The organism is Streptomyces sp. NPDC094147 (assembly GCF_044764265.1).
Classification (GTDB): domain Bacteria; phylum Actinomycetota; class Actinomycetes; order Streptomycetales; family Streptomycetaceae; genus Streptomyces.
This window is the reverse complement of the sequence record NZ_JBIWHT010000024.1, coordinates 39,177-60,858: the sequence shown is the minus strand read 5'-3', so window position 1 is coordinate 60,858 and position 21,682 is coordinate 39,177. Positions and strand designations below refer to the sequence as shown.

The following is a 21,682-nucleotide window of genomic DNA, read 5'->3' as shown; positions in this document are numbered from 1 at the left end:
CGCCCGGCCCCGGACCACCCTCGACGGCAGGTACCGAGAGCGGCCCTCCCGCCAGCCCGGCGCGGTGGTCTGGACGCGCACCGAGACCGGGTCCGGCGGGGTACGGCCCGTCCTGCCGGACGGCTGCATGGATCTGCTCTGGTGCGAGGGACGGCTCCCGGTGGCCGGGCCCGACACCCGCGCCCACGTTCCCGGCCCGGCCCCCGGCACCCGCTACGCCGGGATCCGCTTCGCCCCCGGCGACGGGCCCGCCGTCTGACGCCCGCCCGGGTCCTGCGGCTCCAGCGCGCCCTCGGTCTCGTATGGCGGGGCATGCCGTACGCGGAGGCCGCGCTCGCCGCCGGCTGCACCGATCAGGCGCATCTCTGCCCGGGAGATGCGGTCGCTCGCCGGGATGACGCTGACGGACTACGCGAGCGCCGCGAAGAGCGACACCTCCACGCCGTCCGGGTCGAGCACGGTGGCGTAGCGCTGGCCCCAGAACGCGTCCCACGGCTTGAGGCGGCCCCGGTATCCGGCCGCCTCCAGCTCCTCGTACGTGGCGTCGACCTCGGCGGGCGACGCGCAGAGGAAGGCGAATCCCGTACGGCCGCCGCCCTCGGGGCGCGTCCAGCCGGGGTCGAAGGAGCGCAGGGTGTCCTCGGTGTCCCACAGCACCCGGGTGCCGCCGGGGAGCGTGCACTCCACATGCGGCCGGGTGTCCGCGTCGGCCGGAACGTCCAGGCCGAGGCGGCGGTAGAAGGCGAGCGATGCGGCCATGTCGGCCACTACCAGGCCGATGGCGTCGAGTCGTGGAGTCATGGCCCCACCGTAGGCCGCGGGCCGCCCGGGTCTTGTACGAATCGGACGCGCGGTCACAGGTCGTTGCCCGCGTACGACAGGTTGAAGCTCTTGTTGGCCAGCGGGAAGTCCGGGACGATCGTCTCCGCGAGCGCGACCGGCAGCGCGGGCCAGTTGAAGAACGACGGGTCCACCGGCTTCACCCGGGACAGCGTGCCGTCCGGTGTGACCTCGACGCGCGTGGTGATCGCCCCGCGCCAGCCCTCCACGATCCCCGTTCCCGACCTGCCCGCCGGGCGGCGCGGCAGCGGCACGGTCAGATCGCCCGGCCGCAGCCCCGCCGCCAGCCGCCCCGCCAGTTCGAGCGAGGCCTGCGCCTCCCGCGCCCGCACCAGGAAGCGGGCCAGCACATCGCCGGACGACTGCGTGACGGGCGCCTGAGGGCGGCCCTCGGCGGTGAAGGGGTGGCCGAACCGCGCGTCCGCGTCGAGCCCGCTGGCCCGCGCCACATAGCCCAGGCAGCCCAGATCGCGCGCCGCGTCCGCGCCGAGCGCGGCGGTGCCGGTGAACCGGTCCCGCACCGTCGCGTGGCCGAGCGCGAGCTCGGTGATCTCCCTTACGTCCGCGGCGACTTGGGCGAACACCGCCGGGTCCGGCACCGCGGCGAGGCGGGCGCCGCCCGGGACGACCCCGCCGCGCAGCAGCCGGTGCCCGGTCGTGGTCTGCGCGAGCCGGAGCAACTGCTCGCGGACGCGCTGCGCATGGGAGTTGAGGACGGAGTGGCCCACGTCGTTGCAGAGCGCGCCGAGATCGGTGACGTGGTTGTGCAGCCGCTCCAGCTCAAGCAGCAGGGCGCGGGCCGGACCCGCCTCCTGGGGCACCTCGGCGCCGTACGCCTCCTCGACCGCGAGGCAGTAGGCGAGCCCGTGCCCGACCGCCGTGTCCCCGCTGACGCGTTCGGCGAGCCGCAGGCCGGCGTCCGGGGTGCGCCCCTCGAAGAGCTTCTCGATGCCCTTGTGCACGAACCACAGCCGCGCCTTGAGCCGGATGATGGTCTCGCCGACCACCGAGAAGCGGAAGTGCCCCGGCTCGATGAGGCCCGCGTGCACGGGCCCCACCGGAATCTCGTACACCCCGTCCCCCTCGACCGCGAGGAACGGATAGGGCCCCTCCTGTGCCCCGAACGGGGGCGCCGCCCCGGCGTCGGGCCGCATCGGATACCAGCCGCGCGGCCAGTGGAAGTGGCGCACCAGACGGTGCGGGAGCGGGTGGTCGCGCGGTACGACACCGTGCAGATCGCGCATCTCGCGCTCGAACCGCCCGGCGGGGAAGGAGAGCCGGGCGAGCGAGGGCACCGAGGGGCGGTCCGGATCCAGGCGTACGGACAGCTCGGTACGGGTGTCGGGCGGCCCGGAGACGAACAGGTACACCACGCGCACGGCGCCCTCGTCGTGATGCGCCGCCACCAGCGCGAGCCGCTGCCCCGAATCGAGCAACTTCCCCACCTGCGACGGGAGTTCGTGGACGCCGATCTCCTGGGTCGTACGGTTCATCGGGTGGCCCTTCCGGCGATCTCGGCGGCCGCGGTGAGCAGCGGCAGCAGCGGTTGTACGGTCAGGCCGAGCGCGGCACAGCACAGCAGCCCGGCGCCGAGCGGCAGCCCGCGGGCCGGGCCGATCCGCACCGGCGCGGCGAGGTCCGCCGGGGCCGGGCCGAGTACCATCTTGGCGGTCCGGGCGGCCAGCGCCGCGTAGGCGACCAGAGCCAGGAGCAGGGCGACGGCCACGGGCCACCCCATGTGGGCGGTGAACCCGGCGCGCACCAGGCCGAGTTCGGAGGCGAACAGGGCGAAGGGCGGCAGCCCGAGCAGCGCCACGACGGCCACCGCGAGCGCCGTGCCCAGACCGGGCGAGAGCGCGATCAGACCCCGGATCCGGCCGATCCGCGAGGTGCCCCGCAGCTGGAGCAGCTGGCCCGACGCACAGAACGCCACGGTCTTGGCGAGGCCGTGTCCGGCGATGTGCAGCAGCACCGCCGACAGGGCGAGCGGCCCGCCGAACGAGGCGCCGAGCGCGATGAGCCCCATGTGCTCCATGCTCGAATAGGCCAGCATGCGTTTGTAGTCGCGCTGGGCGAGCAGCAGCCCGGCCGCGAGGGCGAGAGTGAGCAGCGCGATCGCGGCGAGCAGACCGCGCGCGAAACCGGGGCCGAGCACCAGGTCCCCGATCACCTTGTACCGCAGCACCGCGCAGAACGAGACGGCGAGCAGCACCCCCGACATCAGCGCCGACACCGGCGACGGCGCCTGGCTGTGCGCGTCCGGCAGCCAGGCGTGCAGGGGTAGGAGTCCGGACTTGGCGCCGTAGCCGAGGACGACCAGGGCGATGCCGAGCCGGGTGACGTCGGGGTCGAGGCTGCCCGCATGGGCGACGAGCACCCGCCAGTCGAGCGCGCCCGCCTCCGGGATCCCGGCGCGGCGGGCGGCGTAGTAGATGAGCACCGTGCCGAGGAAGGCGAGCGCGATCCCCGCCGAGCAGATCACGACGTACTTCCAGGCGGCCTCGACGGAGGTGCGGGTGCGGCGGTGGCCGACGAGGAAGGCGGTCACGACGGTGGTCGCCTCCACCGCCACCCACAGCACGCCCAGGTTCCCGGCGAGCACGGCCAGGCACATCGCGGCGAGGAAGGCGTGCACCAGGAGGTGGTAGCGGTGCACGGTCCGGTCGGCGGCCCGCCCCGCCGCCCGCTCCCCGGCGAGGTACGAGGGCCCGGCGGCCACGGCGACCGCCGCGACGGCCCCCACCACGAGCAGCATCCACACGGTCAGCGCATCCGCCCGCAACACCTCCCCGAACGCCGACACGGGCCCCCGGTAAGGGACTTGAGCCGCGAGCGCACCCCCGCACCCGAGCATCGCCGCAGGCGAAACCAGCCCGAGCCAGCCGCGGGGGCGGGGGGCCGGTGTGGCCACGGGTTGCGGCGCGGCCTTTGGTAGGTCGATCTCGGCCCCGCCCGGCCCAACACCCACGCGCACGGCCACCGGGGCCCGCCGGGCAGCCGGGATACGCACGTGCATATCGGCATTCCGGGCACGCAGAGCATGCCCGGCGCTGACGCCGAGCGGAGTGGCAACGGGGGCGATGAGAAGCAGTGTGGTGAACATGGGCACCTCGTGAGTGGCAACCTCCAGCCCCTCATGGGGGTCCCTCCCTGGCCCTTCAGGCCTTGGGGGAGTTTGAGGAGCGGGGTCTGGGGCGGAGCCCCGGTTCGGGAAGGGGCGGGGTGGGGAAATCCTCAGTCGTGCAGCTCCTGCAAGTCGTCGGTATGCGCCGCCGACCCAAAGACATCCCGCATCCGCGCAGTCAGAATGTGCAGCACCAGCACCGCCAGCAACAGATCGAAGGACACCCCGAGTTCGACGATCAGCGGCACCCCGGACGCCGCGAGGAACGCGATCGCCGTGATCCCGTTGTCGAGCAGCAGGAACCCGATGACCTGGGCCGCCGCGTGCCGCCGGGTGGCAAGGACGAAGAAGCCGATCAGGACCACCGCGAGGCCCACCGGCAGGGCCCGGGTGACCGGGTTGGGGTGCAGTGCGACCAGCGGCCTGGCCACCACGTACGCGAGCAGCGTCAGCGCGGCGGCCGTCAGGAGCGAGCCCGCCCCGTTGGCCCACCCGTCGACCTGGGGATGCGTCTCCTCGGGGTCGCCGCTGCCCGCGAGCGCCCGGCGCAGCAGGACGGGCAGCGCCCCGGCCCGCAGCAGCCCGATGCCGACGGCCACCGCGACCAGGTCCCAGCGCGTCTCGTGCAGCCCGATGAGCGCCGCGACCCCCGTGAGGGCCACCCCTTGCAGCGCCAACACCCGTACCTCCGCGGCGAGTTCGCGCCGCCACAGCATCACCACGGCCGCGAGCAGGAACGCCCCGCAGGCCAGGTCGAGCAGCTTGGTGAACAGCCCGTCGCTCAGCACCGCTCACGCCCCGCTCAGAAAGTACGAAGCCGTCACCGCGAGCAGTGACAACAGGAAGGAACCGGCGAGGAGTTCGGGCACCCGGAACAGTCGCAGCTTCGCCCAGAACACCTCCGCCGCCGCGAGCGCCGCCCCCAGCAGCGCCACCTTGCCCGCGCACACCGCGAGGCCGACGGCGAGCGCGCCCGCCGAGGCCGTCGTCGCGATGCCCCAGGGGGCGAACAGCGAGACGAGCAGGCCGAGCAGGACGGTGAGCCGCATCTGGGCGCCGAGTTCGACCAATGCCAGATCCGGGCCCGCGTACTCCAGGACCATCGCCTCGTGCACCATGGTCAGTTCGAGGTGGGTCGAGGGGTTGTCGACCGGGAGGCGGCCCGTCTCGGCGAGCACCGCCACCGCGAGCGCCGCCGTCGCGAGCAGACCGGCGGGGGAGACCAGCCGGTCCGGGTCCCGGAGCGCTCCCGACACGATCGCCGGAAGGTTGGTCGAACCGGCCGGGAGCGACAGGGCGAACACCGAGACCAGGATGGTCGGCTCGACGAGCGCGGCGATCGTCATCTCGCGGGAGGCGCCCATCCCGCCGAACGCGGTCCCGCTGTCGAGCCCGGCGAGGGCGAGCGCCACCGTGCCGAGCGCGAGCAGCGCCACCACCACGATCAGGTCCGAACTCCCGCTCACCACCATGGCGGTCGACGCCAGCGGCACCAGCGCCGCGACCACCGCCGTCGTCGCGACGAGCAGGACGGGAGCCGCGCGGAACGCCGGACCCGTGCCGAGCGAGGTCACCGCCTCCTTGCGCAGCAGCTTGCGCAGATCCCGCCAGGGCTGGCCGGCCCCGGCCCCGGCCCGCCCCTCCAGCCTCGCCCGCACCTGCCGCATCACCCCGGTGAGCAGCGGCGCGCCGGCCGCCACGGCCGCCACCTGCACGGCCACCGCGGCCGCCCCGATCACGCTCACCACCCCACCGCCAGGACAAGGAGCAGCGAGACCAGACCGAAGAACCCGTAGCCGAGATAGAGGTGGATCGACCCGGTGGCGAAGCGCCGCGCGTACTGTCCGACGGCGGACAGGCCCGCGAGCACCGGCCGGTAGAGCCGGTGCTCGATCCGGTCGGGCACCCGGTGCCGGAACCGCACCCGTTCCTCCAGATAGGCGAATTCCCGTACCGGCGTGACGCTGACGTGCTGCTCGGGCGCGAGCAGCTGGTGGAAGACGCGTTGCAGCGGCTCCGCGAACGACGTCGCGGTGTACGTCATGCGCGGCGTCGGCGCACCGCCCCCGCAGTCCCACAGCTTGGCCCCGGTGCGCCGGGGCCGCCGCGCCACCAGGCGTACGAGGGCCGCCGTGCCCAGTACGGCGAGGGCCAGCGCCACCGCGATCCACAGCGGGGCGAGCGCGCCCGAGACGGTCCGCAGCCGCACCCCGGCGCCGCCGACCGGCGGCTCGGCGCCCGCGACCCCCACGACCCGGTCGAGAGCGGGGCCCAACACCCCGGGAAACAGGGCGAGTCCGGTGCAGGCGACGGCGAGCAGGCCCATGCCGGCGAGCATCGCGGGCGGGCTCTCGTGCGCGCCGGCCGCCGCCTCGCCGCGCGGCTTGGCGAAGAAGCCGACGCCGAGCGCCTTCACGAAGACGGCCGCCGAGAGCCCCGCACTCAGCGCGATCACCGCGACCGCGAGCGGCAGCACCACCGCCGTCGCCACGCCGGGCACCGCGAGCCCGTGGATCAGCGACTGGAGCAGCAGCCACTCCCCGGCGAAGCCGTTGCCCGGCGGCAGCGCCACCGCGCCGAGCGCGCCGAGCGCGAAGAACCCGGCCGTCAACGGCATCCGGGCGCGCAGTCCGCCCAGCAGGTCCAGATCGCGTACGCCGGTCGCGCGGACGACCGAACCGGCCGCGCAGAACAACAGGCCCTTGAACGCGGCGTGGTTGACGAGATGGAGCAGCGCGGCGGCGAGGGCGAGCCCGGCCAGTCGCCGGTCGCCGTCGGCGGCGAACAGGCCGCTCGCGCCGACCCCGATGAGCACCAGGCCCATGTTCTCGGTGGAGGAGTAGGCGAGCAGCCGCTTGAGGTCGCAGGCCATCGCGGCCTGGAGGATGCCGTACCCGGCGGACACCGCGCCCGCCCCCATCAGCACCAGCCACCACCAGGGCGAGCCCCCGCCGAGGATGTCGAGCCCGAAACGGATGATCCCGTACACCCCGAGGTTGACCATCGTCGCGCTCATCAGCGCCGACACCGGGCCCGGCGATTCGGTGTAGGCGCGGGGCAGCCAGGCGTGCAGCGGGGCGATCCCGGCCTTCGAGGCGAACGCGGCGGCGAGCAGCCCGAAGACCGTGCCACGCCAGAGGGGGCCCAACGACGCTGCGGCGCCCCGCAGTTGGGGGAAGGTCTCGCCGCCGGCCAGCGCGGCGAACAGCGCGAGCCCGGCGAGCAGCAGGACGAAACCGAGCTGGGTCAGCACCGCGTACCAGACCCCGGCATCGCGCACCGCGCGCCGCCGGCGGTGCTCGCCGAGCACCAGGACCAGCGAGCCGACCGCCATCAGCTCCCACAGGAGCAGGAACGTCGAGACGGAACCGGCGGCCGGGACCAGCACCAGTACGGCACTGAACCCCGGCAGGACCCAGCGGGCGGTCCGCGAGGCGCCCCCGTGGCCCGCCGCGTACACCGCGACCGCGAGCACCACCGCGCCCGCGACGGCCATGAACAGGCCGGAGAGCGCGTCCACTTCCAGGCGCACGCCGCCGAGCGGCAGCAGCCAGGGCGCCTCGGCGGTCCACCGCCCGCCGCCGAGCGCCGCCACTCCCGCGGTGAGTCCGGCGGCGCCCACCGCGGCGGTCGCGGCGCCGCTCGCCGCGCTCACCGGCCCGTCACCGTGCGCAGGGCCGCCACGATCTGCTCCGGGCGGGGCGGGCAGCCGGGCACCGTGAGGTCGACGTCCACCACATCGGCGACGGCGCCCTCGACTCCGTAACCCCCGGCGAACTCACCGCAGTTGAGCGCGCAGTCGCCGACCGCCACGACGACCCCGGGCTCGGCCATCGCGGCCACGGCGCGGCGCAGCGGCACTTTCATGTTCCGCGTCACCGGACCCGTCACCAGGGCGACATCGGCGTGCCGGGGCGAGGCGACGATGCGGGCGCCGTACCGCTCGGCGTCGTACACCGGCCCGAAGGCCGCGGCGATCTCGATCTCGCAGCCGTTGCACGATCCGGCGTCCACGCAGCGGACCTGCGCCGATCCGGCGAGCGCGGGGAAGTCGCCGGGACTCGGGCGGGGCGGGGCTTCCTCCGCCACCCGCCCGGTCCCACGGATCTTGCGCAGCAGACTCATGCCCGGCACAACCGGATGCGGCGGGATTCCGGTTACGAGAAGACGGCGGGCTTTGACAAGGTTTGGCTGCCCGGAGGGGAGCGGTTGGCCGTGCGGTGGGGCGGAGCTTGCCCGAGCCGGCCCGACCGGGCTCCGTTACGATATTTGCGTGGGAGCGCAAATGGAGAGCTGGGACGCGGAGCGGGCCGACCGGGCCGTCACCGTACTGAAGGCGGTGGCGGATCCTTCGCGGTACCGCCTGCTGTGGGCGCTCAGCGGGGCGGAGCTGCCGGTGACCGCGCTCGCGGAGCTCATCGGCGCGCATGTCGCCGCGACGTCCCAGCACCTGTCCAAGCTGCGCTCGGCCGGGCTCGTCACCTCCCGGCGGGAGGGCACGCGGATCTTCTACCGGGCTTCCGGGCCGGGTGTCCGGGGTCTCCTGGAGGAGGCGTCGGTGGTGGCGCTCGCGGTGTCACCGGAGGGCGCGGGCGCGGCCGACCCCGCCGAGGCCGCGGCTCCGGCCCGTGCGACGCGCCGGGCGCCGGCTCTTCGCCCCGTAACGGGCCAGCCGAATTCCAGCCCCTCCGGCGTGTGAGGAGCGGGGGTCCGGGGGCAGCGCCCCTGGGCCGGGTGGGTCACTGCACCGGCGCGCTCTCGTCCAAGCGGTACTCCTCCGGCTCCGCGTCGTACCCGTACAGCTCCGCGTAGCGGCCCCAGTCCGTGGCTGTCTCCAGCTGGCGGGTGACCTGTTCGCTCGTGTAGTGGTGGGCCAGGACGTCGCGGAAGAAGCCCGCGCGCAGGGTGCCGTCGGGGCTCTGGCGGAGGCTGGTGGTGATCAGCCGGACCAGCGGGGCGTCCATGCCCGCCTCCGCGAAGATCTGCTTGGAGCGCTGGACGTCGGCGCCGGCGAACGTGGCGCCCCGGTCGGTCAGCACCAGGTCGTCGCCGCTGACGGCCGCGAAGCCGAGCAGTTCCAGCGCGTCGACCAGCGGCAGTACGTCGTCGATCTCCAGACCGAGGTCGTCGGCGAGGTCGGGCAGGTCGCAGCGGCCGCCCTGGTGGGCGATCATCTCGGCCAGACCGGAGAGACCGTCGACGCTGGCGCCGGGCAGCGGAGTGTTCGCGGGGGTGCGCCGGTCGAGTTCTACGCCCTCGGCGCGGCCAGGGATCCGGGTCTCCTTCGTGCGGCCCGTCATCGTGCGGTAGACCCGGTCGATGAGCTCCTCGAAGGCGGGCGAGTTGCGGTCCCGGGGCCGGTCGAGACCGACCTCGAAGGTCTCGCGGATCGTGCCGTACGGGCGTGAGCCGAGCACCACGATCCGGTCGGCCATCAGCACCGCCTCCTCGATGTTGTGGGTCACCAGGACGATCGCCCGGGTGGGGAACTGGCCTGACTCCCACAGCTCCATCAGCTCGCCGCGCAGGTTCTCCGCGGTCAGCACGTCGAGCGCGGAGAACGGCTCGTCCATCATCAGCACGTCCGGCTCGACGACCAGCGCCCGCGCGAACCCGACGCGCTGGCGCATGCCGCCGGAGAGCTCCTTGGGGTACGCCGACTCGAAGCCGTCGAGACCGATCAGGTCGATGGCCTGACCGGCCGCCCCGGCCCGCTCGTCGGCGGGTACGCCCCGCGCCTCCAGGCCCAGCTCGACGTTCTGCTGCACGGTGAGCCAGGGCAGCAGCGCGAAGGTCTGGAACACCATGGCGGTGCCCGGGTTGGCGCCGGTCAGCGGGGCGCCCCGGTAGGACACGGTGCCGGAGCTCGGCGGTACGAGACCGGCCAGGCAGCGCAGCAGCGTCGACTTGCCCGAGCCGGACTTGCCGAGCAGCGCGACGACCTCCCCGGCCCGCACCTGGAGGTCGATGCCGCCGAGCACGGGCAGCTCGCCGTCGGCGCCCGCGTACGCCTTGGTCAGGCCGACCGTTTCGAGCAGGATCTCGCCGTCGGCGGGGCGGGGCGCGTTCTGGGCAACCGTGTGCCGTGCCTTGCGCAGGGTGCGAAGTGTGTTCAGAACCATGAGGGGGCTCCAGAGAAAGCTCAGGGGTGTCAGAGGGCGAAGCGGGTGTCGGCGAGCCGGTACAGGCGACGCCACAGCAGGCGGTTGAGGCCGACGACGTACAGGCTCATCACCGCCACGCCCGCGATCAGATGCGGGAAGTCGCCCGCCGCGGTGGCCTTCGCGATGTAGGCGCCGAGGCCGGTGGCGGTCAGCGTGGTGCCGCCGAAGGTGACCACTTCCGCGACGATCGAGGCGTTCCAGGCACCGCCCGACGCGGTGATGCCGCCGGTGACGTACGAGGGGAAGATGCCGGGCAGGATCAGCCGCTTCCAGCGCTGCCAGCCGCGTACGCCCAGGTCGTCCATGGCTTCGCGCAGGTCGCTGGGGATCGACATGGCGCCCGCGATGGTGTTGAAGAGGATGTACCACTGGGCGCCGAGCGCCATCAGCAGGATGCCGCCGATGTTGATGGACAGGCCGGTCTTGAGGAAGAACCAGACGGCCAGCGGGAAGAGGAAGTTGGCGGGGAAGCTCGCGAGTACCTGCACGACCGGCTGGGCGATCCGGGTCAGCCGCGGCGAGAAGCCGATCTTCACGCCGATCGGCACCCAGATCACGGTGGCCGCGGCCACCAGGACGAGGACCCGGGCGAGGGTGGCGAGGCCGAGGAGGAGGGGTTCGCCGAAGACACCGAGGCCGGTCTCGTCGTGGAGGTAGCGGCCGAGGTCGTACAGGCCCCACAGGATGACGGCGCCCGCGACCGCGGTGAAGGTGATGTCGCCGGTGCGCTTGCGGGCCGGGTCGACGCTGAGCGGCCGGTCGTCGGTGCCGAAGACGCGTCCGGCGCGGCTCAGGGCGCGTCCCGCCGGGCGGAACACCTTGCCGAGCAGCTGCGGCCAGTTGGAGCGGCGCAGGAAGTCCAGGACCACCGAGCGCTGGATCTCGCTCGCCTCGGACTGCTCGTTCTTGAACTTCTCGGCCCAGGCGGTCAGCGGCCGCCAGAAGAAGAAGTTCACACCGATGACCATGACGGCCATGGTGAGGATGGCCCAGCCGACCTTGCCGAGGTTGCCGTCGGTGATGGCGGCGCCCGCGTACGAGCCGACGCCGGGCAGCGCGTAGTCCTTGTTCTTGACGCTGATCGCCTCGGAGGCGACCAGGAAGAACCAGCCGCCGCCGAAGCTCAGCATGCCGTTCCAGACCAGGCTGATCATCCCGGACGGCAGCTCGACCTTCCAGAACCGCATCCACCGGCTGAACCTGAACGACCGTGACAGCTCGTCCAGTTCGCGCGGCAGCGAGGTGAGCGAGTAGTAGAAGCCGAACGTCATGTTCCACGCCTGCGAGGTGAAGATCGCGAAGATCGAGGCGCATTCGAGGCCCAGCATGGACCCGGGGAACAGGGCGATGAACCCGGTGACGGCGACCGTGAGGAAGCCGAGGACCGGCACCGACTGGAGGATGTCGAGCGCCGGGATCAGGATGCGTTCCAGGCGCCGGCTCTTGGCGGCGGCCAGCGCGTACACGAAGGTGAAGACGATCGAGGCGGCCAGCGCGATGAACATGCGCAGCAGCGAGCGCGCGGCGTCGTACGGCAGCTGGGTGGGATCGGTGTCCACCTTGATCGACTGATCGGTGGAGAACCGGACCGTGGTGCCGTGCCCGACCTGGAGCACGACGTAGAAGAGCACGAGCACGGCCGCGGCCACCACCGCGTCGACCCAGCTCAGCCGGGCCAGGCGGCCCGCGAACCGGGAGGGGATCCGCGGCGCGGGACCGCTCGTCCTGAACGACATCACAAGAAGACCTCCGACCACACTGTGAGCACAACAGCCCCCGGGGCGCGACCGCGCACCCCGGCGCGGCGGAGCCTGACGTGGTGAGAAACGAAAGAGAGGGAGGGCGGGCCGGGGCCCGGAGAATCCGGTCGCACCGCGGCAGCACCGCCGCACCGGCCCCGAGTCGAGGGGCGTGAGGTGACGGGAGTGTCAGAGGCTGCCGGCGGGGCGGCGCGGACTGGGAGGATCGGCGTCCATGGCTGCCCCCTTCGGTGATGCGGTTTCCAGCGACTCGTGCAGTCTGCCGTTTCTTGCACTGATGCGCAAATAAAGGAAATAACTGGGTGGCACGGCCGTGGGCGGGACCCCTAGGGTGGGCGTCGCTCACCGGCCGCGAAGTGCCGCCGGGTGCCGAACGAGGAACCGCCAAGGGGAGGTGTGACCGATGACTGTCACTGCGATGGGCGCTGCCCGCATCCAGAAGTTCATCAATCGCATCCCCGTGGCCTCCGGCTGACCGACCTCTTCCTCCACGCCGGTGCGCGTGGCGCCGGGGCCACCCTTGTGAAGGGTTCCCCTTGTCTTCCTCGTTCCTCCCTCCGTTCAACACCTCCGCTCCGTCGCGCCCGCTCGCCGCATACGGCTGGGACGACGGCTGGGCCGCGGAGTTCGCCCCGTACGCCGAACAGGGCCTGGTGCCCGGCCGGGTGGTACGGGTCGACCGCGGCCAGTGCGACGTGGTGACCGCCGACGGCACGCTCCGCGCCGACACCGCGTTCGTCACCCCGCACGACCCGATGCGGGTCATCTGCACCGGTGACTGGGCCGCCGTCGAACCGGGCGGCGACCCCCGCTTCGTCCGTACGTATCTGCCGCGCAGGACCGCGTTCGTGCGCAGCACCTCCTCCAACCGGTCCGAGGGGCAGATCCTCGCGGCCAACGTCGACCACGCGATCATCGCGGTGTCGCTCGCCGTCGAGCTCGACCTCGGCCGCATCGAACGCTTCCTGGCCCTGGCCTGGGAGTCGGGCGCCCAGCCGCTCGTCGTCCTCACCAAGGCGGACCTGGTCCCCGACCCGACCGGTCTGTCCTACCTCGTCCAGGACGTGGAAACCAGCGCGCCCGGCGTGCAGGTGCTGCCGGTCAGCTCGGCGACGGGCGGGGGTGTCGACATCCTCGCGGCGGTCGTCGCGGGCGGTACGAGCGTGCTGCTCGGGCAGTCCGGCGCCGGCAAGTCCACGCTCGCCAACGCGCTGCTCGGCGAGGAGGTGATGGCGGTCCAGGCCGCCCGCGAAGTCGACGGCAAGGGCCGCCACACCACGACCACCCGCAACCTCCTGGTGCTGGACGGCGGTGGCGTCCTCATCGACACGCCCGGCCTGCGCGGGGTCGGCCTCTACGACGCGGAGTCCGGCGTAGGCCAGGTCTTCGCCGAGATCGAGGAACTGGCCGCGGACTGCCGCTTCCACGACTGCGCGCACGAGGCGGAGCCGGGGTGCGCGGTGCTCGGCGCGATCGAGGACGGCTCGCTCCCGGAGCGGCGCCTGGAGAGCTACCGGAAGCTGATGCGGGAGAACCAGCGCATCGTGGCCAAGACGGATGCGCGGCTTCGGGCGGAGATCCGGCGGGACTGGAAGGCGAAGGGAGCGGAGGGACGGGCGAACGCGGCTCTGAAGCGAGGGGGATCGCGCTGATCCCGGGGTGACGGGGGGCTCCGCCCCAGTAGATCCAACACCCTGGGATTCACTGGGTGTCGGGCCCCATGAATCCGAACTTCAGGAACTGCACGCCCACTTCATGGAGTTGGCCAACGAGCCGCGCCGGTGGGCCATGCCCGACGGAACCTCATGGGGCCTCGCCCCACACGCGGGAAAGCCCACCGGCGGAGGCAGGTCTCGGCGCCGGGCCACCAGCCCGGCGCCGAGACCCATTTCGGTGAATTGCGTTACGCGATTCCCTGTTGCTCAGTGACGGCCGCCGTGTCCGCATTCCGAACCGACGCCGTCGAACTGTGCGCCTGGATCGCCCTCGCCGTTGAGCGCATTGCCCAACAGGCCATTGAGCAGCCCGACCTGGCCGAGAATGTCGACGTTCAGGTCGTGGGACCTGCAGCCGCCACGCACGTCCGCGCCTTGCGCGGCGGCGGTGCCGGTGCCTATGAAGCACATGCTACCGAGGATGGCGGCCGCAACAGCGGCCTTGTGAAGCTTGCGCATTTCTCCTCCTTGGGTCGAGTGGAGCGCACCATTAAAAGATCCACTTAGCGCTCAATTCGGAGGCTAATCCGATATCTCCCGCAGCGCTCATCGGAGCTGCCATACGGGGTTCCTGAGGCTCAACCGGTCACGGAGACTTCTTCCATGGCCGGCACAAGTCAGGGGTCGCGTTCACCGTCTCCAGCAGGTACAACCTGCCAAGCCTGGCGCCTGCATGCGTGAACGACTCATCTCGCCTGCTGAGAACGCGTCAGCCCTGAACACCCAACTGTGTCTTCCTTCATCCGAACGGGGCGAGCGAAACGATCCCCAACCCCTGTTCGGAGGTACCCCATGCCCCGTTGGCCCTGCCCCCCTTGCTCGACCCCCGGGTGCCCCGAGCCGACCGCCCGTGGTGGCCACTGTGCCGAGCCGGAGCGAGAGGCGAACAAGGACCGTGCCTCGGCGGACCAATTCCCTTTGAATCACGGCGAGTTGGTGTTTCCATGGGCGCCGACAAACGTCGTGGACGGCTGACCCGCACCACCAAGCCCCCGCGCGCGTCGTCCCGTCAACAGGGCGGCGGGGAGGCGGACTTGGCGTGTCAGGGGGACCGCGCTGTCAGGCCGAGTGCGAGCGGGACCCGGAAACGGACCCCCGCTCCTCGATCTCCCCCAAGGGGATGGATTTTCGCCGGGCTCGGCGTTCGGCGTTCAGCTTCGCGTCCGAAAAGCGCCAGCCGGTGGTGCGGCGGGGTCGCACACTGGATTGCGTGATGGATCAGGACGCTCAGTACGAGGCGGTCAGCAGCAGGGACGCCCGGTTCGACGGGGAGTTCTTCTTCGCCGTGGCGACGACCGGCATCTACTGCCGGCCCAGCTGCCCCGCCGTCACCCCGCGGCGCAAGAACGTCCGGTTCTTCCCCAGCGCGGCCGCCGCCCAGGGCCACGGCTTCCGGGCCTGCCGGCGCTGCCGCCCGGACGCCGTGCCCGGTTCCGCCGAGTGGAACGCGCGGGCCGACGTCGTGGGCCGGGCCATGCGCATGATCGGGGACGGTGTGGTGGACCGGGAGGGCGTACCGGGGCTCGCGACCCGGCTCGGCTACAGCACCCGGCAGGTGCAGCGCCAGCTCACCGCCGAGGTGGGCGCGGGCCCGGTCGCCCTGGCCAGGGCCCAGCGCGCCCACTCGGCCCGGGTGCTGCTCCAGACCACTGCGCTCCCGGTCACCGAGATCGCCTTCGCCTCCGGGTTCGCCAGCGTCCGGCAGTTCAACGACACCATCCGGCAGATCTACGCCCGCACCCCCAGCGCCCTGCGCGCGGAGGCGGGCACCCGGGCCACCAAGCCCGGCGTCGCGGCGGCGGCCGGCGTTCCGCTCCGGCTCGCCTACCGGGGCGCGTACGCCACGAAGGAGACGTTCGACCTCCTGGCGGGTGAGGCGGTCGAGCACGTCGAGGAGGTCGTCGGCGAGCCGGGCGCCCGCACCTACCGCCGCACCCTGCGGCTGCCCCACGGCACCGGCGTCGTGGCCGTGGACGAGGCGGCCCCCGCGCACACCGCACCCCGCCAGGGCTGGCTGGACGCCCGGATCCACCTCACCGATCTGCGCGACCTCACCACCGCGGTACAGCGGCTGCGGCGCCTCTTCGACCTGGACGCCGACCCGTACGCCGTCGACGAGCGGCTCGGCGCCGACCCGGGGCTCGCCCCGCTGGTCGGACGCACCCCGGGGCTGCGCTCGCCGGGCGCCGCGGATCCCGACGAGTGCGCGGTGCGGGCGCTGGCCGGAAGGGAACGCGCGGCCGCGGTGGTCGAGACGTACGGGAAGCGGCTCGACCTGCCCTGCGGCAGGCTCACCCATCTGTTCCCGGAACCCGCGCTGCTCGCCGCCCACCCCGACCCCGGACTCGCCGCCCTCGCGACCGCGCTCGCCGACGGCACCCTGCGCCTCGACGCCGGCGCCGACCGCGACGAGGCCGCACGGACGCTGCGTACGCTGCCCGGAATGGACGAGGAGACCGTCGCGGTGATCCGGACGCGCGCGCTCGGCGACCCCGACGTGGGACGGGGAGCGGCGGGGGAGGACGCCTGGCGGCCCTGGCGCTCGTACGCCCACCGGCACCAGGTCGTAGCGGCTGCCACGGAGAAGTAGTCCGACGGGCGGGGGCGGGCCGGTTCTGGGAACGTCGAAGGCATGATCAGTCTCGCGCGCCTGCCCCTGGACCGCTGGTCGGCGGTGGTGCCCCTGCTCGCCGTGGTGCTGCTCGCGCTGACCTGGGGGCGTTCGCTGCCCGGCGGGCTCGTCGCGCTGGTCGCCTGCTTCCTGGCCGGGGCCGTGCTCGCCGCGGTGCACCACGCGGAAGTGGTCGCGCACCGGGTGGGCGAACCGTTCGGCTCCCTGGTGCTCGCGGTCGCCGTGACGGTCATCGAGGTCGCTCTGATCGTCACCCTGATGTCGGACGGCGGCGACAAGAACGCCTCGCTCGCCCGCGACACCGTCTTCGCCGCCGTGATGATCACCTGCAATGGCATCGTCGGGGTGTGCCTCCTGGTCGGCGCCCTGCGCCGCAGACTCGCCGTCTTCAACGCCGAGGGCACCGTCACCGCCTTCGGCACGGTCACCACGCTCGCGGGCCTCAGCCTCGCCCTGCCCACCTTCACCACCAGCAAGCCCGGCCCCGAGTTCTCGCCCGCGCAGCTGATCTTCGCCGCGATCGCCTCGGTCTTCCTGTACGGGCTCTTCGTCGCCACCCAGACCGTGCGCCACCGCGACTACTTCCTGCCGGTGACCCAGCAGGGCGAGGTGATGCGGGACGACGCGCACGCCAACCCGCCCTCCGCGCGCACCGCCTGGACCAGCGTCGCCCTGCTCGGGGTGGCGCTCGTCGCGGTGGTGGGCCTCGCCAAGGGGGTCTCGCCGACCATCGAGAGCGGGGTGGCCGCGGCCGGCCTGCCCGCCTCGGTCGTGGGCGTGGTGATTGCGCTGCTGGTGCTGCTGCCCGAGACCATCGCCGCGGTACGGGCCGCCCGCCGCGACCGCGTGCAGACCAGCCTCAACCTGGCGCTCGGCTCCGCCATGGCCAGCATCGGCCTGACCATTCCCGCGGTCGCCCTCGCGTCCATCTGGCTGTCCGGGCCGCTGGTGCTCGGCCTCGGCGCGAGCCACATGGTGCTGCTCGCGCTGACCGTCGCGGTCGGCATCCTCACGGTCGTGCCGGGCCGCGCCACCCTGATGCAGGGCGGCGTGCACCTCTCGCTGTTCGCCGCGTACATCGTCCTCGCGGTCAGTCCCTAGGGGGTGTCCCAACGGCATACGTTCCGGCCGACTAGGCGGTGCTTTCAGGTCACCCGCGTTACGCCCGTGTTGACGGACCGCCCCCGGAGTCACACGATCGAAATATAGATGCTCGATACATCCGATTCGGCCGGCGGCTCGTCCCCCCGCCGGCCGGAGAGGCGAAGCAGGAGGAACCATGTGTGGCATCACCGGCTGGATCTCCTTCGACCGTGAACTGCGCGCCGAGCGGGACACCCTGGATGCGATGACCGAGACGATGGACTGCCGGGGCCCCGACGACCGGGGTGTCTGGGCGAACGGGCCGGCCGCCCTCGGCCACCGCAGGCTCGCGATCATCGACCTTCCGGGCGGCCGCCAGCCCATGACCGTCGAGGCCGGCGGCAAGACCGTCGCCCTCGTCTACTCGGGCGAGGCCTACAACTTCACCGAGCTCCGGGCCGAACTGGCCGCCCGGGGCCACCGTTTCACCACCGACTCCGACACCGAGGTCGTCCTGCACGGCTACCTCGAATGGGGCGAAGCCGTCGCCGAACGCCTCAACGGCATGTACGCCTTCGCGATCTGGGACGAGCGCAGCCAGCGCCTCGTCATGATCCGCGACCGGATGGGCATCAAGCCCTTCTACTACTACGAGACCGCCGACGGCGTCCTGTTCGGCTCCGAACCCAAGGCGATCCTCGCCAACCCGCTGGCCCGCCGCTCGGTCTCGCTCGACGGCCTGCGCGAACTGTTCACCTTCGTCAAGACGCCCGGACACGCGGTGTGGGACGGCATGAAGGAGGTCGAGCCCGGCACCGTCGTCACCCTCGACCGGGGCGGCCTGCGCACCCACACCTACTGGGCCCTCGAAACCCGCCCCCACCCCGACGACCGCGACACCAGCGTCGCCCACGTCCGCGAACTGCTCGACGACATCGTCCGGCGCCAGCTCGTCGCCGACGTACCGCGCTGCATGCTGCTCTCCGGCGGCCTCGACTCCTCGACCCTCACCGCGCTCGCCGCCCGACAGCTCGGCGCCGTCGGCGAACAGGTCCGCAGCTTCGCCGTGGACTTCGTCGGCCAGACCGACAACTTCGTGGCCGACGAACTCCGCGCCACCCCCGACACCCCGTACGTCCACGACGTGGCCCGCGGCTCCGGCACCCTCCACCAGGACATCGTCCTGGACGCGCAGTCGCTCGCGGACCCCGAGGTGCGGGCCAAGGTCATCCGGGCCCGGGACATCCCCATGGGCTTCGGCGACATGGACACCTCGCTGTACCTGCTGTTCAAGGCGATCCGCGAACACTCCACGGTCGCGCTGTCCGGGGAGTCCGCGGACGAGGTCTTCGGCGGCTACAAGCAGTTCTTCGACGAGGAGGCGCGCAACGCCGACACCTTCCCCTGGCTGGTCCGGTTCGCCGAGCAGTTCGGCGACGACTCCGGACTGATGCGCCCCGACCTGGCGGCCGCGCTGAACCTCCCCGCCTACATCAAGGACTCCTACGACACCGCCGTCACCGGCATCCAACGCCTCGACGGCGAGAGCGACTTCGAGTACCGGATGCGCAAGATCTGCCACCTCCACCTGACCCGCTTCGTCCGCGTCCTGCTCGACCGCAAGGACCGCGCGAGCATGGCCGTCGGACTCGAAGTGCGGGTGCCGTTCTGCGACCACCGGCTCGTCGAGTACGTCTACAACGCGCCCTGGTCGGTGAAGTCCTTCGACGGCCGCGAGAAGAGCCTGCTGCGGGAGGCGGCCAGGGACGTCATCCCGCAGTCCGTGTACGACCGCGTGAAGAGCCCCTACCCGTCCACACAGGACCCGAAGTACGCGGTCGCCCTCCAGGGCCACGCCAAGGATCTCCTCGCCAAGCCCTCCCACCCGGTCTTCGACATCATCGACCGCGACGGCCTGCGCCGGGCCGCCGAAGTGAGCGCCCCGCAGATCCACCAGGCCTCGCGCCGCGGCCTGGAGCGCACGCTGGACCTGGCGATCTGGCTGGACCTGTACAAGCCGGAGCTGAAGATGGCGTAGGGCTACTCAAGCCCCCAGCTGTGGATCTTGTGCGGGTGGATGCGGATGAGCTCCTCGCTGAAGTGCGGGCCCAACTCGTGGGGCCCGGTGAGGAGTTCGGCCGTTCCGCGGATCTCGACGCCGCGCACCTTCCACGGCTGCACGCTCACCACGTCGTCGACCACCAGGGCGGCCTTCGGGTTGCCCTGGAGGTTGCGCCACTTCTTCGTGGTGCCGAGCGCGTAGCCGCCGATGAGGATCGTCCCGTCGTCCTGCGGGAAGAACCCGACGGGGTTGGCCTGCGGCTGGCCCTTCGCGTCCACGGTGGCCAGCCGGCCGAGCCGCTGGCTCTTGAGGTAGGTGCGCTCGGCCTCGCTGAATTCGGTCATGGTGCCAGCCTCACACGCCTGCCACCGCGCCGTCACCGGGATGCGGACCGAGGGGCGCGCGGGGCTCAGCCCCAGATCACCGCGCCCACCCAGGCCCCCACCACCAGGAGGCAGGCGAAGAGCTCCACCATCACCGAGTAGCCGCCCGCGCGCAGCACCGTGCGGGCCGAGGCCCAGCCGTCCCCGTGGCTGCCGAGCCGCAGCCGCTCCGCGCCGTAGAGGCCGCCGACGAACCCCGCGATCCCGCCCGCCACCGGCAGCAGGAAGAACCCGGCGACCGCGGCGACCCCGGCCGTCAGCACAGACCTTCTGGGCACCCCGGTCCCCTTGAAGCGGCGCGGCGGCAGCAGCGCCTTGAGGGCCTGGCTCAGCAGGAGTACGCCGGTGGCTCCGGCCAGCACGGCCCAGGCGAGGCCCGTGGTGTCGTCCAGCGCCCACCACGCGACGGCGGCCCACACGATCGCCGGTCCCGGGACGCCGGGGACCAGCACCCCGCACAGGCCCATCAGCATCACCGCGGCGACCCCGAGCAGCTGCCACACGCCCATCAGTCAAGGGTGCAGTAAGCGGCCCGTTCCCGCAGTTCCGGGCAGGTGCGGCTCGGAACGCGCCCTCAAGGGGGCGCGGGGAACTGCGCGACTGACCCCCGGCCGGCTAACGAGCGCTCAGCGGGCCACCCAGCCGCGCTCGTACGCGTGCCAGCCGAGCTGGAGCCGGGTCGCGACGCCCGTGAGCTCCATCAGGCCCTTGACCCGGCGCTGCACGGTCCGCAGACCCAGTTCGAGCTGCTTGGCGACGCTGGCGTCCGTCATCCCGGCGAGCAGCAGCGACAGGATCTCCAGGTCCGTCGCGTCCGGGCCCGCGCCCTCCTCGACAATGCCCCGCCCCCCGCCGCCGAGCCGCAGCGGCAGCGCGTCCTTCCACACCGCCTCGAACAGGCCCATCAGTGATTCGAGCAGCCCGCTCGCGTGCACGACCAGCGCGGCCGGTTCGGCGTCCCGGCCGGTCAGCGGCACCATCGCGAGGCTGCGGTCGGCGACGACGAGTTTGGTCGGCACCCGGTCCACCGTCCGCACCTGCTCGTCCCGGCTGAGCGCGGCGGTCAGTTCGACGATTCCGGCGGGCAGCGAGAGCACCTCGCGCTCGATCACCACCCGGTAGCGCACCCCGCGGATCGAGGCCCGCTCCTCGGACTCGTGGTCCATCCCGGCCACCGCGACCGGCCTGCCGGTGACCAGGGCGCACACCTCGTCGGCCGCGCCCAGCTGCAACTGGTGGAAACGGTGCGAGACCGCGCTCGCGCCGGTCACCACCTCGACCAGATCGTGCACGGCCGGCGCGGCGGCCTCGGCCCGGTACTCCTCGGCGAGCAGCGCCGCCGCCAGCTCGGCCTGCTCCAGCTCGTGGCGCTGCTGGGTGAGCAGCGCGCCCAGCGCGACCCCCGGCGGGGCCGCGACCCACCGCCCCGTGCGGGCCGACGACTGGGCGGCCAGGCCCTGCCGCTCCAGGCGCCGCAGCGCGCGCTCGGTCTCGCTCTCGGGCAGCGCGAGCCGGTGCGCGAGGTCCGTCACCTCGGCCGCGCCGACCGCGACCAGGGCGCGGTACGCCGACTCCTGCGTCTCGTCGAGCCCTATCGCTCCCAGCACCCCGGACCGCCTTTCTCACCCGCGCGACGGCGGGAATCCGCCCCGGCGCAAACCCGCCTCACAACATCATCCCCGTATCTCCCGCCCCTCTGCCAATGTCGACCCACCGCAGCACCAACAGCCTCCGGGAATAGGGCATTTGGTGTACGACACCGCGGCGGCCAGGTCGGCTCGGACCGTTCTGTCCGGCACGATGGCCGTCAACGGCGTCGACCTCGCCTGGGCCGCCGGATGCGACGGCGACATCCTGTCGTACTCCTACGACGGCGGTACGACCTGGACCGAGGCGAGGACCGCGTGGCAGGGCGGCAG

18 protein-coding genes and 1 pseudogene are annotated in these 21,682 nt (G+C 72.7%); 6 read left to right on the top strand and 13 right to left on the bottom strand.

The annotated features are described in order from the left end of the window. Positions 1 to 64: 64 nt before the first annotated feature. Positions 65 to 256, top strand: a pseudogene (locus tag ACIQ8J_RS27715) (AraC family transcriptional regulator); the annotation flags it as partial. 152 nt (positions 257 to 408) lie between these two features. Here ACIQ8J_RS27715 and ACIQ8J_RS27710 read toward each other — a convergent pair. The 7 genes from ACIQ8J_RS27710 to ACIQ8J_RS27680 all read right to left on the bottom strand — a co-directional run bounded on the left by ACIQ8J_RS27710 (position 409) and on the right by ACIQ8J_RS27680 (position 8,089). Beyond that, a complete protein-coding gene (locus tag ACIQ8J_RS27710; RefSeq protein ID WP_403276608.1) occupies positions 409 to 801 on the bottom strand; it encodes a VOC family protein in 393 nt (130 codons plus the stop codon). Positions 802 to 854: 53 nt separating this feature from the next. Beyond that, complete coding sequence (locus ACIQ8J_RS27705; RefSeq protein ID WP_403276609.1) at positions 855 to 2,333, bottom strand: NADH-quinone oxidoreductase subunit C; 1,479 nt, start codon at positions 2,331 to 2,333, stop codon at positions 855 to 857. Further along, entirely contained in the window at positions 2,330 to 3,643 is a 1,314-nt protein-coding gene (locus ACIQ8J_RS27700; RefSeq protein WP_403276611.1) for a proton-conducting transporter membrane subunit, read from the bottom strand. The genes ACIQ8J_RS27705 and ACIQ8J_RS27700 overlap by 4 nt, the downstream gene beginning before the upstream one ends. A 431-nt stretch (positions 3,644 to 4,074) precedes the next feature. Beyond that, positions 4,075 to 4,752: a hypothetical protein gene (locus tag ACIQ8J_RS27695; protein WP_403276613.1), complete on the bottom strand. Its 678-nt coding sequence runs from the start codon at positions 4,750 to 4,752 to the stop codon at positions 4,075 to 4,077. Between the two features lie 3 nt (positions 4,753 to 4,755). Beyond that, positions 4,756 to 5,709 carry a respiratory chain complex I subunit 1 family protein gene (locus ACIQ8J_RS27690; protein WP_403276616.1) on the bottom strand — a complete coding sequence of 318 codons (954 nt, stop codon included), beginning with the start codon at positions 5,707 to 5,709 and terminating at the stop codon, positions 4,756 to 4,758. After that, complete coding sequence (locus ACIQ8J_RS27685) at positions 5,706 to 7,619, bottom strand: proton-conducting transporter membrane subunit (protein ID WP_403276618.1); 1,914 nt, start codon at positions 7,617 to 7,619, stop codon at positions 5,706 to 5,708. The genes ACIQ8J_RS27690 and ACIQ8J_RS27685 overlap by 4 nt, the downstream gene beginning before the upstream one ends. Next, positions 7,616 to 8,089, bottom strand: coding sequence for an NADH-quinone oxidoreductase subunit B family protein (locus ACIQ8J_RS27680; RefSeq protein ID WP_403276620.1), 474 nt, complete (start codon positions 8,087 to 8,089; stop codon positions 7,616 to 7,618). The genes ACIQ8J_RS27685 and ACIQ8J_RS27680 overlap by 4 nt, the downstream gene beginning before the upstream one ends. Before the next feature lie 148 nt (positions 8,090 to 8,237). On the opposite strand from ACIQ8J_RS27680, the gene ACIQ8J_RS27675 reads away from it, so the two are divergent. Beyond that, positions 8,238 to 8,663: an ArsR/SmtB family transcription factor gene (locus ACIQ8J_RS27675; RefSeq protein WP_403276622.1), complete on the top strand. Its 426-nt coding sequence runs from the start codon at positions 8,238 to 8,240 to the stop codon at positions 8,661 to 8,663. A 40-nt stretch (positions 8,664 to 8,703) separates the two neighbouring features. On the opposite strand, the gene ACIQ8J_RS27670 is transcribed toward ACIQ8J_RS27675, so the two are convergent. Together ACIQ8J_RS27670 and ACIQ8J_RS27665 are read right to left on the bottom strand one after the other, a co-directional pair. Next, positions 8,704 to 10,086 (bottom strand): nitrate/sulfonate/bicarbonate ABC transporter ATP-binding protein, encoded by a 1,383-nt coding sequence (locus tag ACIQ8J_RS27670; protein ID WP_403276624.1) that lies wholly within the window; start codon positions 10,084 to 10,086, stop codon positions 8,704 to 8,706. A gap of 29 nt (positions 10,087 to 10,115) precedes the next feature. Further along, positions 10,116 to 11,864, bottom strand: coding sequence for an ABC transporter permease (locus ACIQ8J_RS27665; RefSeq protein WP_403276626.1), 1,749 nt, complete (start codon positions 11,862 to 11,864; stop codon positions 10,116 to 10,118). A gap of 560 nt (positions 11,865 to 12,424) precedes the next feature. Here ACIQ8J_RS27665 and rsgA point away from each other — a divergent pair. Further along, positions 12,425 to 13,540: a ribosome small subunit-dependent GTPase A gene (rsgA, locus tag ACIQ8J_RS27660; protein WP_403276627.1), complete on the top strand. Its 1,116-nt coding sequence runs from the start codon at positions 12,425 to 12,427 to the stop codon at positions 13,538 to 13,540. A 270-nt stretch (positions 13,541 to 13,810) separates the two neighbouring features. Here the strand turns inward: rsgA and ACIQ8J_RS27655 are convergent, their stop codons facing one another. Next, positions 13,811 to 14,062 carry a hypothetical protein gene (locus ACIQ8J_RS27655; RefSeq protein WP_403276943.1) on the bottom strand — a complete coding sequence of 84 codons (252 nt, stop codon included), beginning with the start codon at positions 14,060 to 14,062 and terminating at the stop codon, positions 13,811 to 13,813. 754 nt (positions 14,063 to 14,816) lie between these two features. On the opposite strand from ACIQ8J_RS27655, the gene ACIQ8J_RS27650 reads away from it, so the two are divergent. From ACIQ8J_RS27650 to asnB, 3 genes are all read left to right on the top strand, one after another. Then, complete coding sequence (locus tag ACIQ8J_RS27650) at positions 14,817 to 16,193, top strand: bifunctional transcriptional activator/DNA repair enzyme AdaA (RefSeq protein ID WP_403276942.1); 1,377 nt, start codon at positions 14,817 to 14,819, stop codon at positions 16,191 to 16,193. A gap of 42 nt (positions 16,194 to 16,235) precedes the next feature. After that, positions 16,236 to 17,336, top strand: a complete 1,101-nt coding sequence (locus tag ACIQ8J_RS27645) for a calcium:proton antiporter (protein WP_403276940.1) — start codon at positions 16,236 to 16,238, stop codon at positions 17,334 to 17,336. 178 nt (positions 17,337 to 17,514) lie between these two features. After that, positions 17,515 to 19,356 carry an asparagine synthase (glutamine-hydrolyzing) gene (asnB, locus tag ACIQ8J_RS27640; protein WP_403276938.1) on the top strand — a complete coding sequence of 614 codons (1,842 nt, stop codon included), beginning with the start codon at positions 17,515 to 17,517 and terminating at the stop codon, positions 19,354 to 19,356. A gap of 2 nt (positions 19,357 to 19,358) precedes the next feature. Here asnB and ACIQ8J_RS27635 read toward each other — a convergent pair whose 3' ends face one another. From ACIQ8J_RS27635 to ACIQ8J_RS27625, 3 genes are all read right to left on the bottom strand, one after another. After that, on the bottom strand, positions 19,359 to 19,724 hold the full coding sequence (locus tag ACIQ8J_RS27635; protein ID WP_403276936.1) for a PPOX class F420-dependent oxidoreductase: 366 nt from the start codon (positions 19,722 to 19,724) through the stop codon (positions 19,359 to 19,361). Positions 19,725 to 19,789: 65 nt separating this feature from the next. Beyond that, entirely contained in the window at positions 19,790 to 20,272 is a 483-nt protein-coding gene (locus ACIQ8J_RS27630) for a DUF456 domain-containing protein (RefSeq protein ID WP_403276935.1), read from the bottom strand. A 117-nt stretch (positions 20,273 to 20,389) separates the two neighbouring features. Continuing rightward, on the bottom strand, positions 20,390 to 21,370 hold the full coding sequence (locus ACIQ8J_RS27625; RefSeq protein ID WP_403276933.1) for a helix-turn-helix domain-containing protein: 981 nt from the start codon (positions 21,368 to 21,370) through the stop codon (positions 20,390 to 20,392). Between the last annotated feature and the right edge of the window lie 312 nt (positions 21,371 to 21,682).

Excerpts from the sequence above, each read along its gene's own strand:
- ACIQ8J_RS27655 (WP_403276943.1), bottom strand. The coding sequence starts at position 14,062 with ATGCGCAAGCTTCACAAGGCCGCTGTTGCGGCCGCCATCCTCGGTAGC.
- ACIQ8J_RS27670 (WP_403276624.1), bottom strand. The coding sequence starts at position 10,086 with ATGGTTCTGAACACACTTCGCACCCTGCGCAAGGCACGGCACACGGTT.
- ACIQ8J_RS27710 (WP_403276608.1), bottom strand. The coding sequence starts at position 801 with ATGACTCCACGACTCGACGCCATCGGCCTGGTAGTGGCCGACATGGCC.
- ACIQ8J_RS27645 (WP_403276940.1), top strand. The coding sequence starts at position 16,236 with ATGATCAGTCTCGCGCGCCTGCCCCTGGACCGCTGGTCGGCGGTGGTG.
- ACIQ8J_RS27705 (WP_403276609.1), bottom strand. The coding sequence starts at position 2,333 with ATGAACCGTACGACCCAGGAGATCGGCGTCCACGAACTCCCGTCGCAG.
- asnB (WP_403276938.1), top strand. The coding sequence starts at position 17,515 with ATGTGTGGCATCACCGGCTGGATCTCCTTCGACCGTGAACTGCGCGCC.
- ACIQ8J_RS27680 (WP_403276620.1), bottom strand. The coding sequence starts at position 8,089 with ATGAGTCTGCTGCGCAAGATCCGTGGGACCGGGCGGGTGGCGGAGGAA.
- ACIQ8J_RS27635 (WP_403276936.1), bottom strand. The coding sequence starts at position 19,724 with ATGACCGAATTCAGCGAGGCCGAGCGCACCTACCTCAAGAGCCAGCGG.
- ACIQ8J_RS27665 (WP_403276626.1), bottom strand. The coding sequence starts at position 11,864 with ATGTCGTTCAGGACGAGCGGTCCCGCGCCGCGGATCCCCTCCCGGTTC.
- ACIQ8J_RS27650 (WP_403276942.1), top strand. The coding sequence starts at position 14,817 with ATGGATCAGGACGCTCAGTACGAGGCGGTCAGCAGCAGGGACGCCCGG.
- ACIQ8J_RS27630 (WP_403276935.1), bottom strand. The coding sequence starts at position 20,272 with ATGGGCGTGTGGCAGCTGCTCGGGGTCGCCGCGGTGATGCTGATGGGC.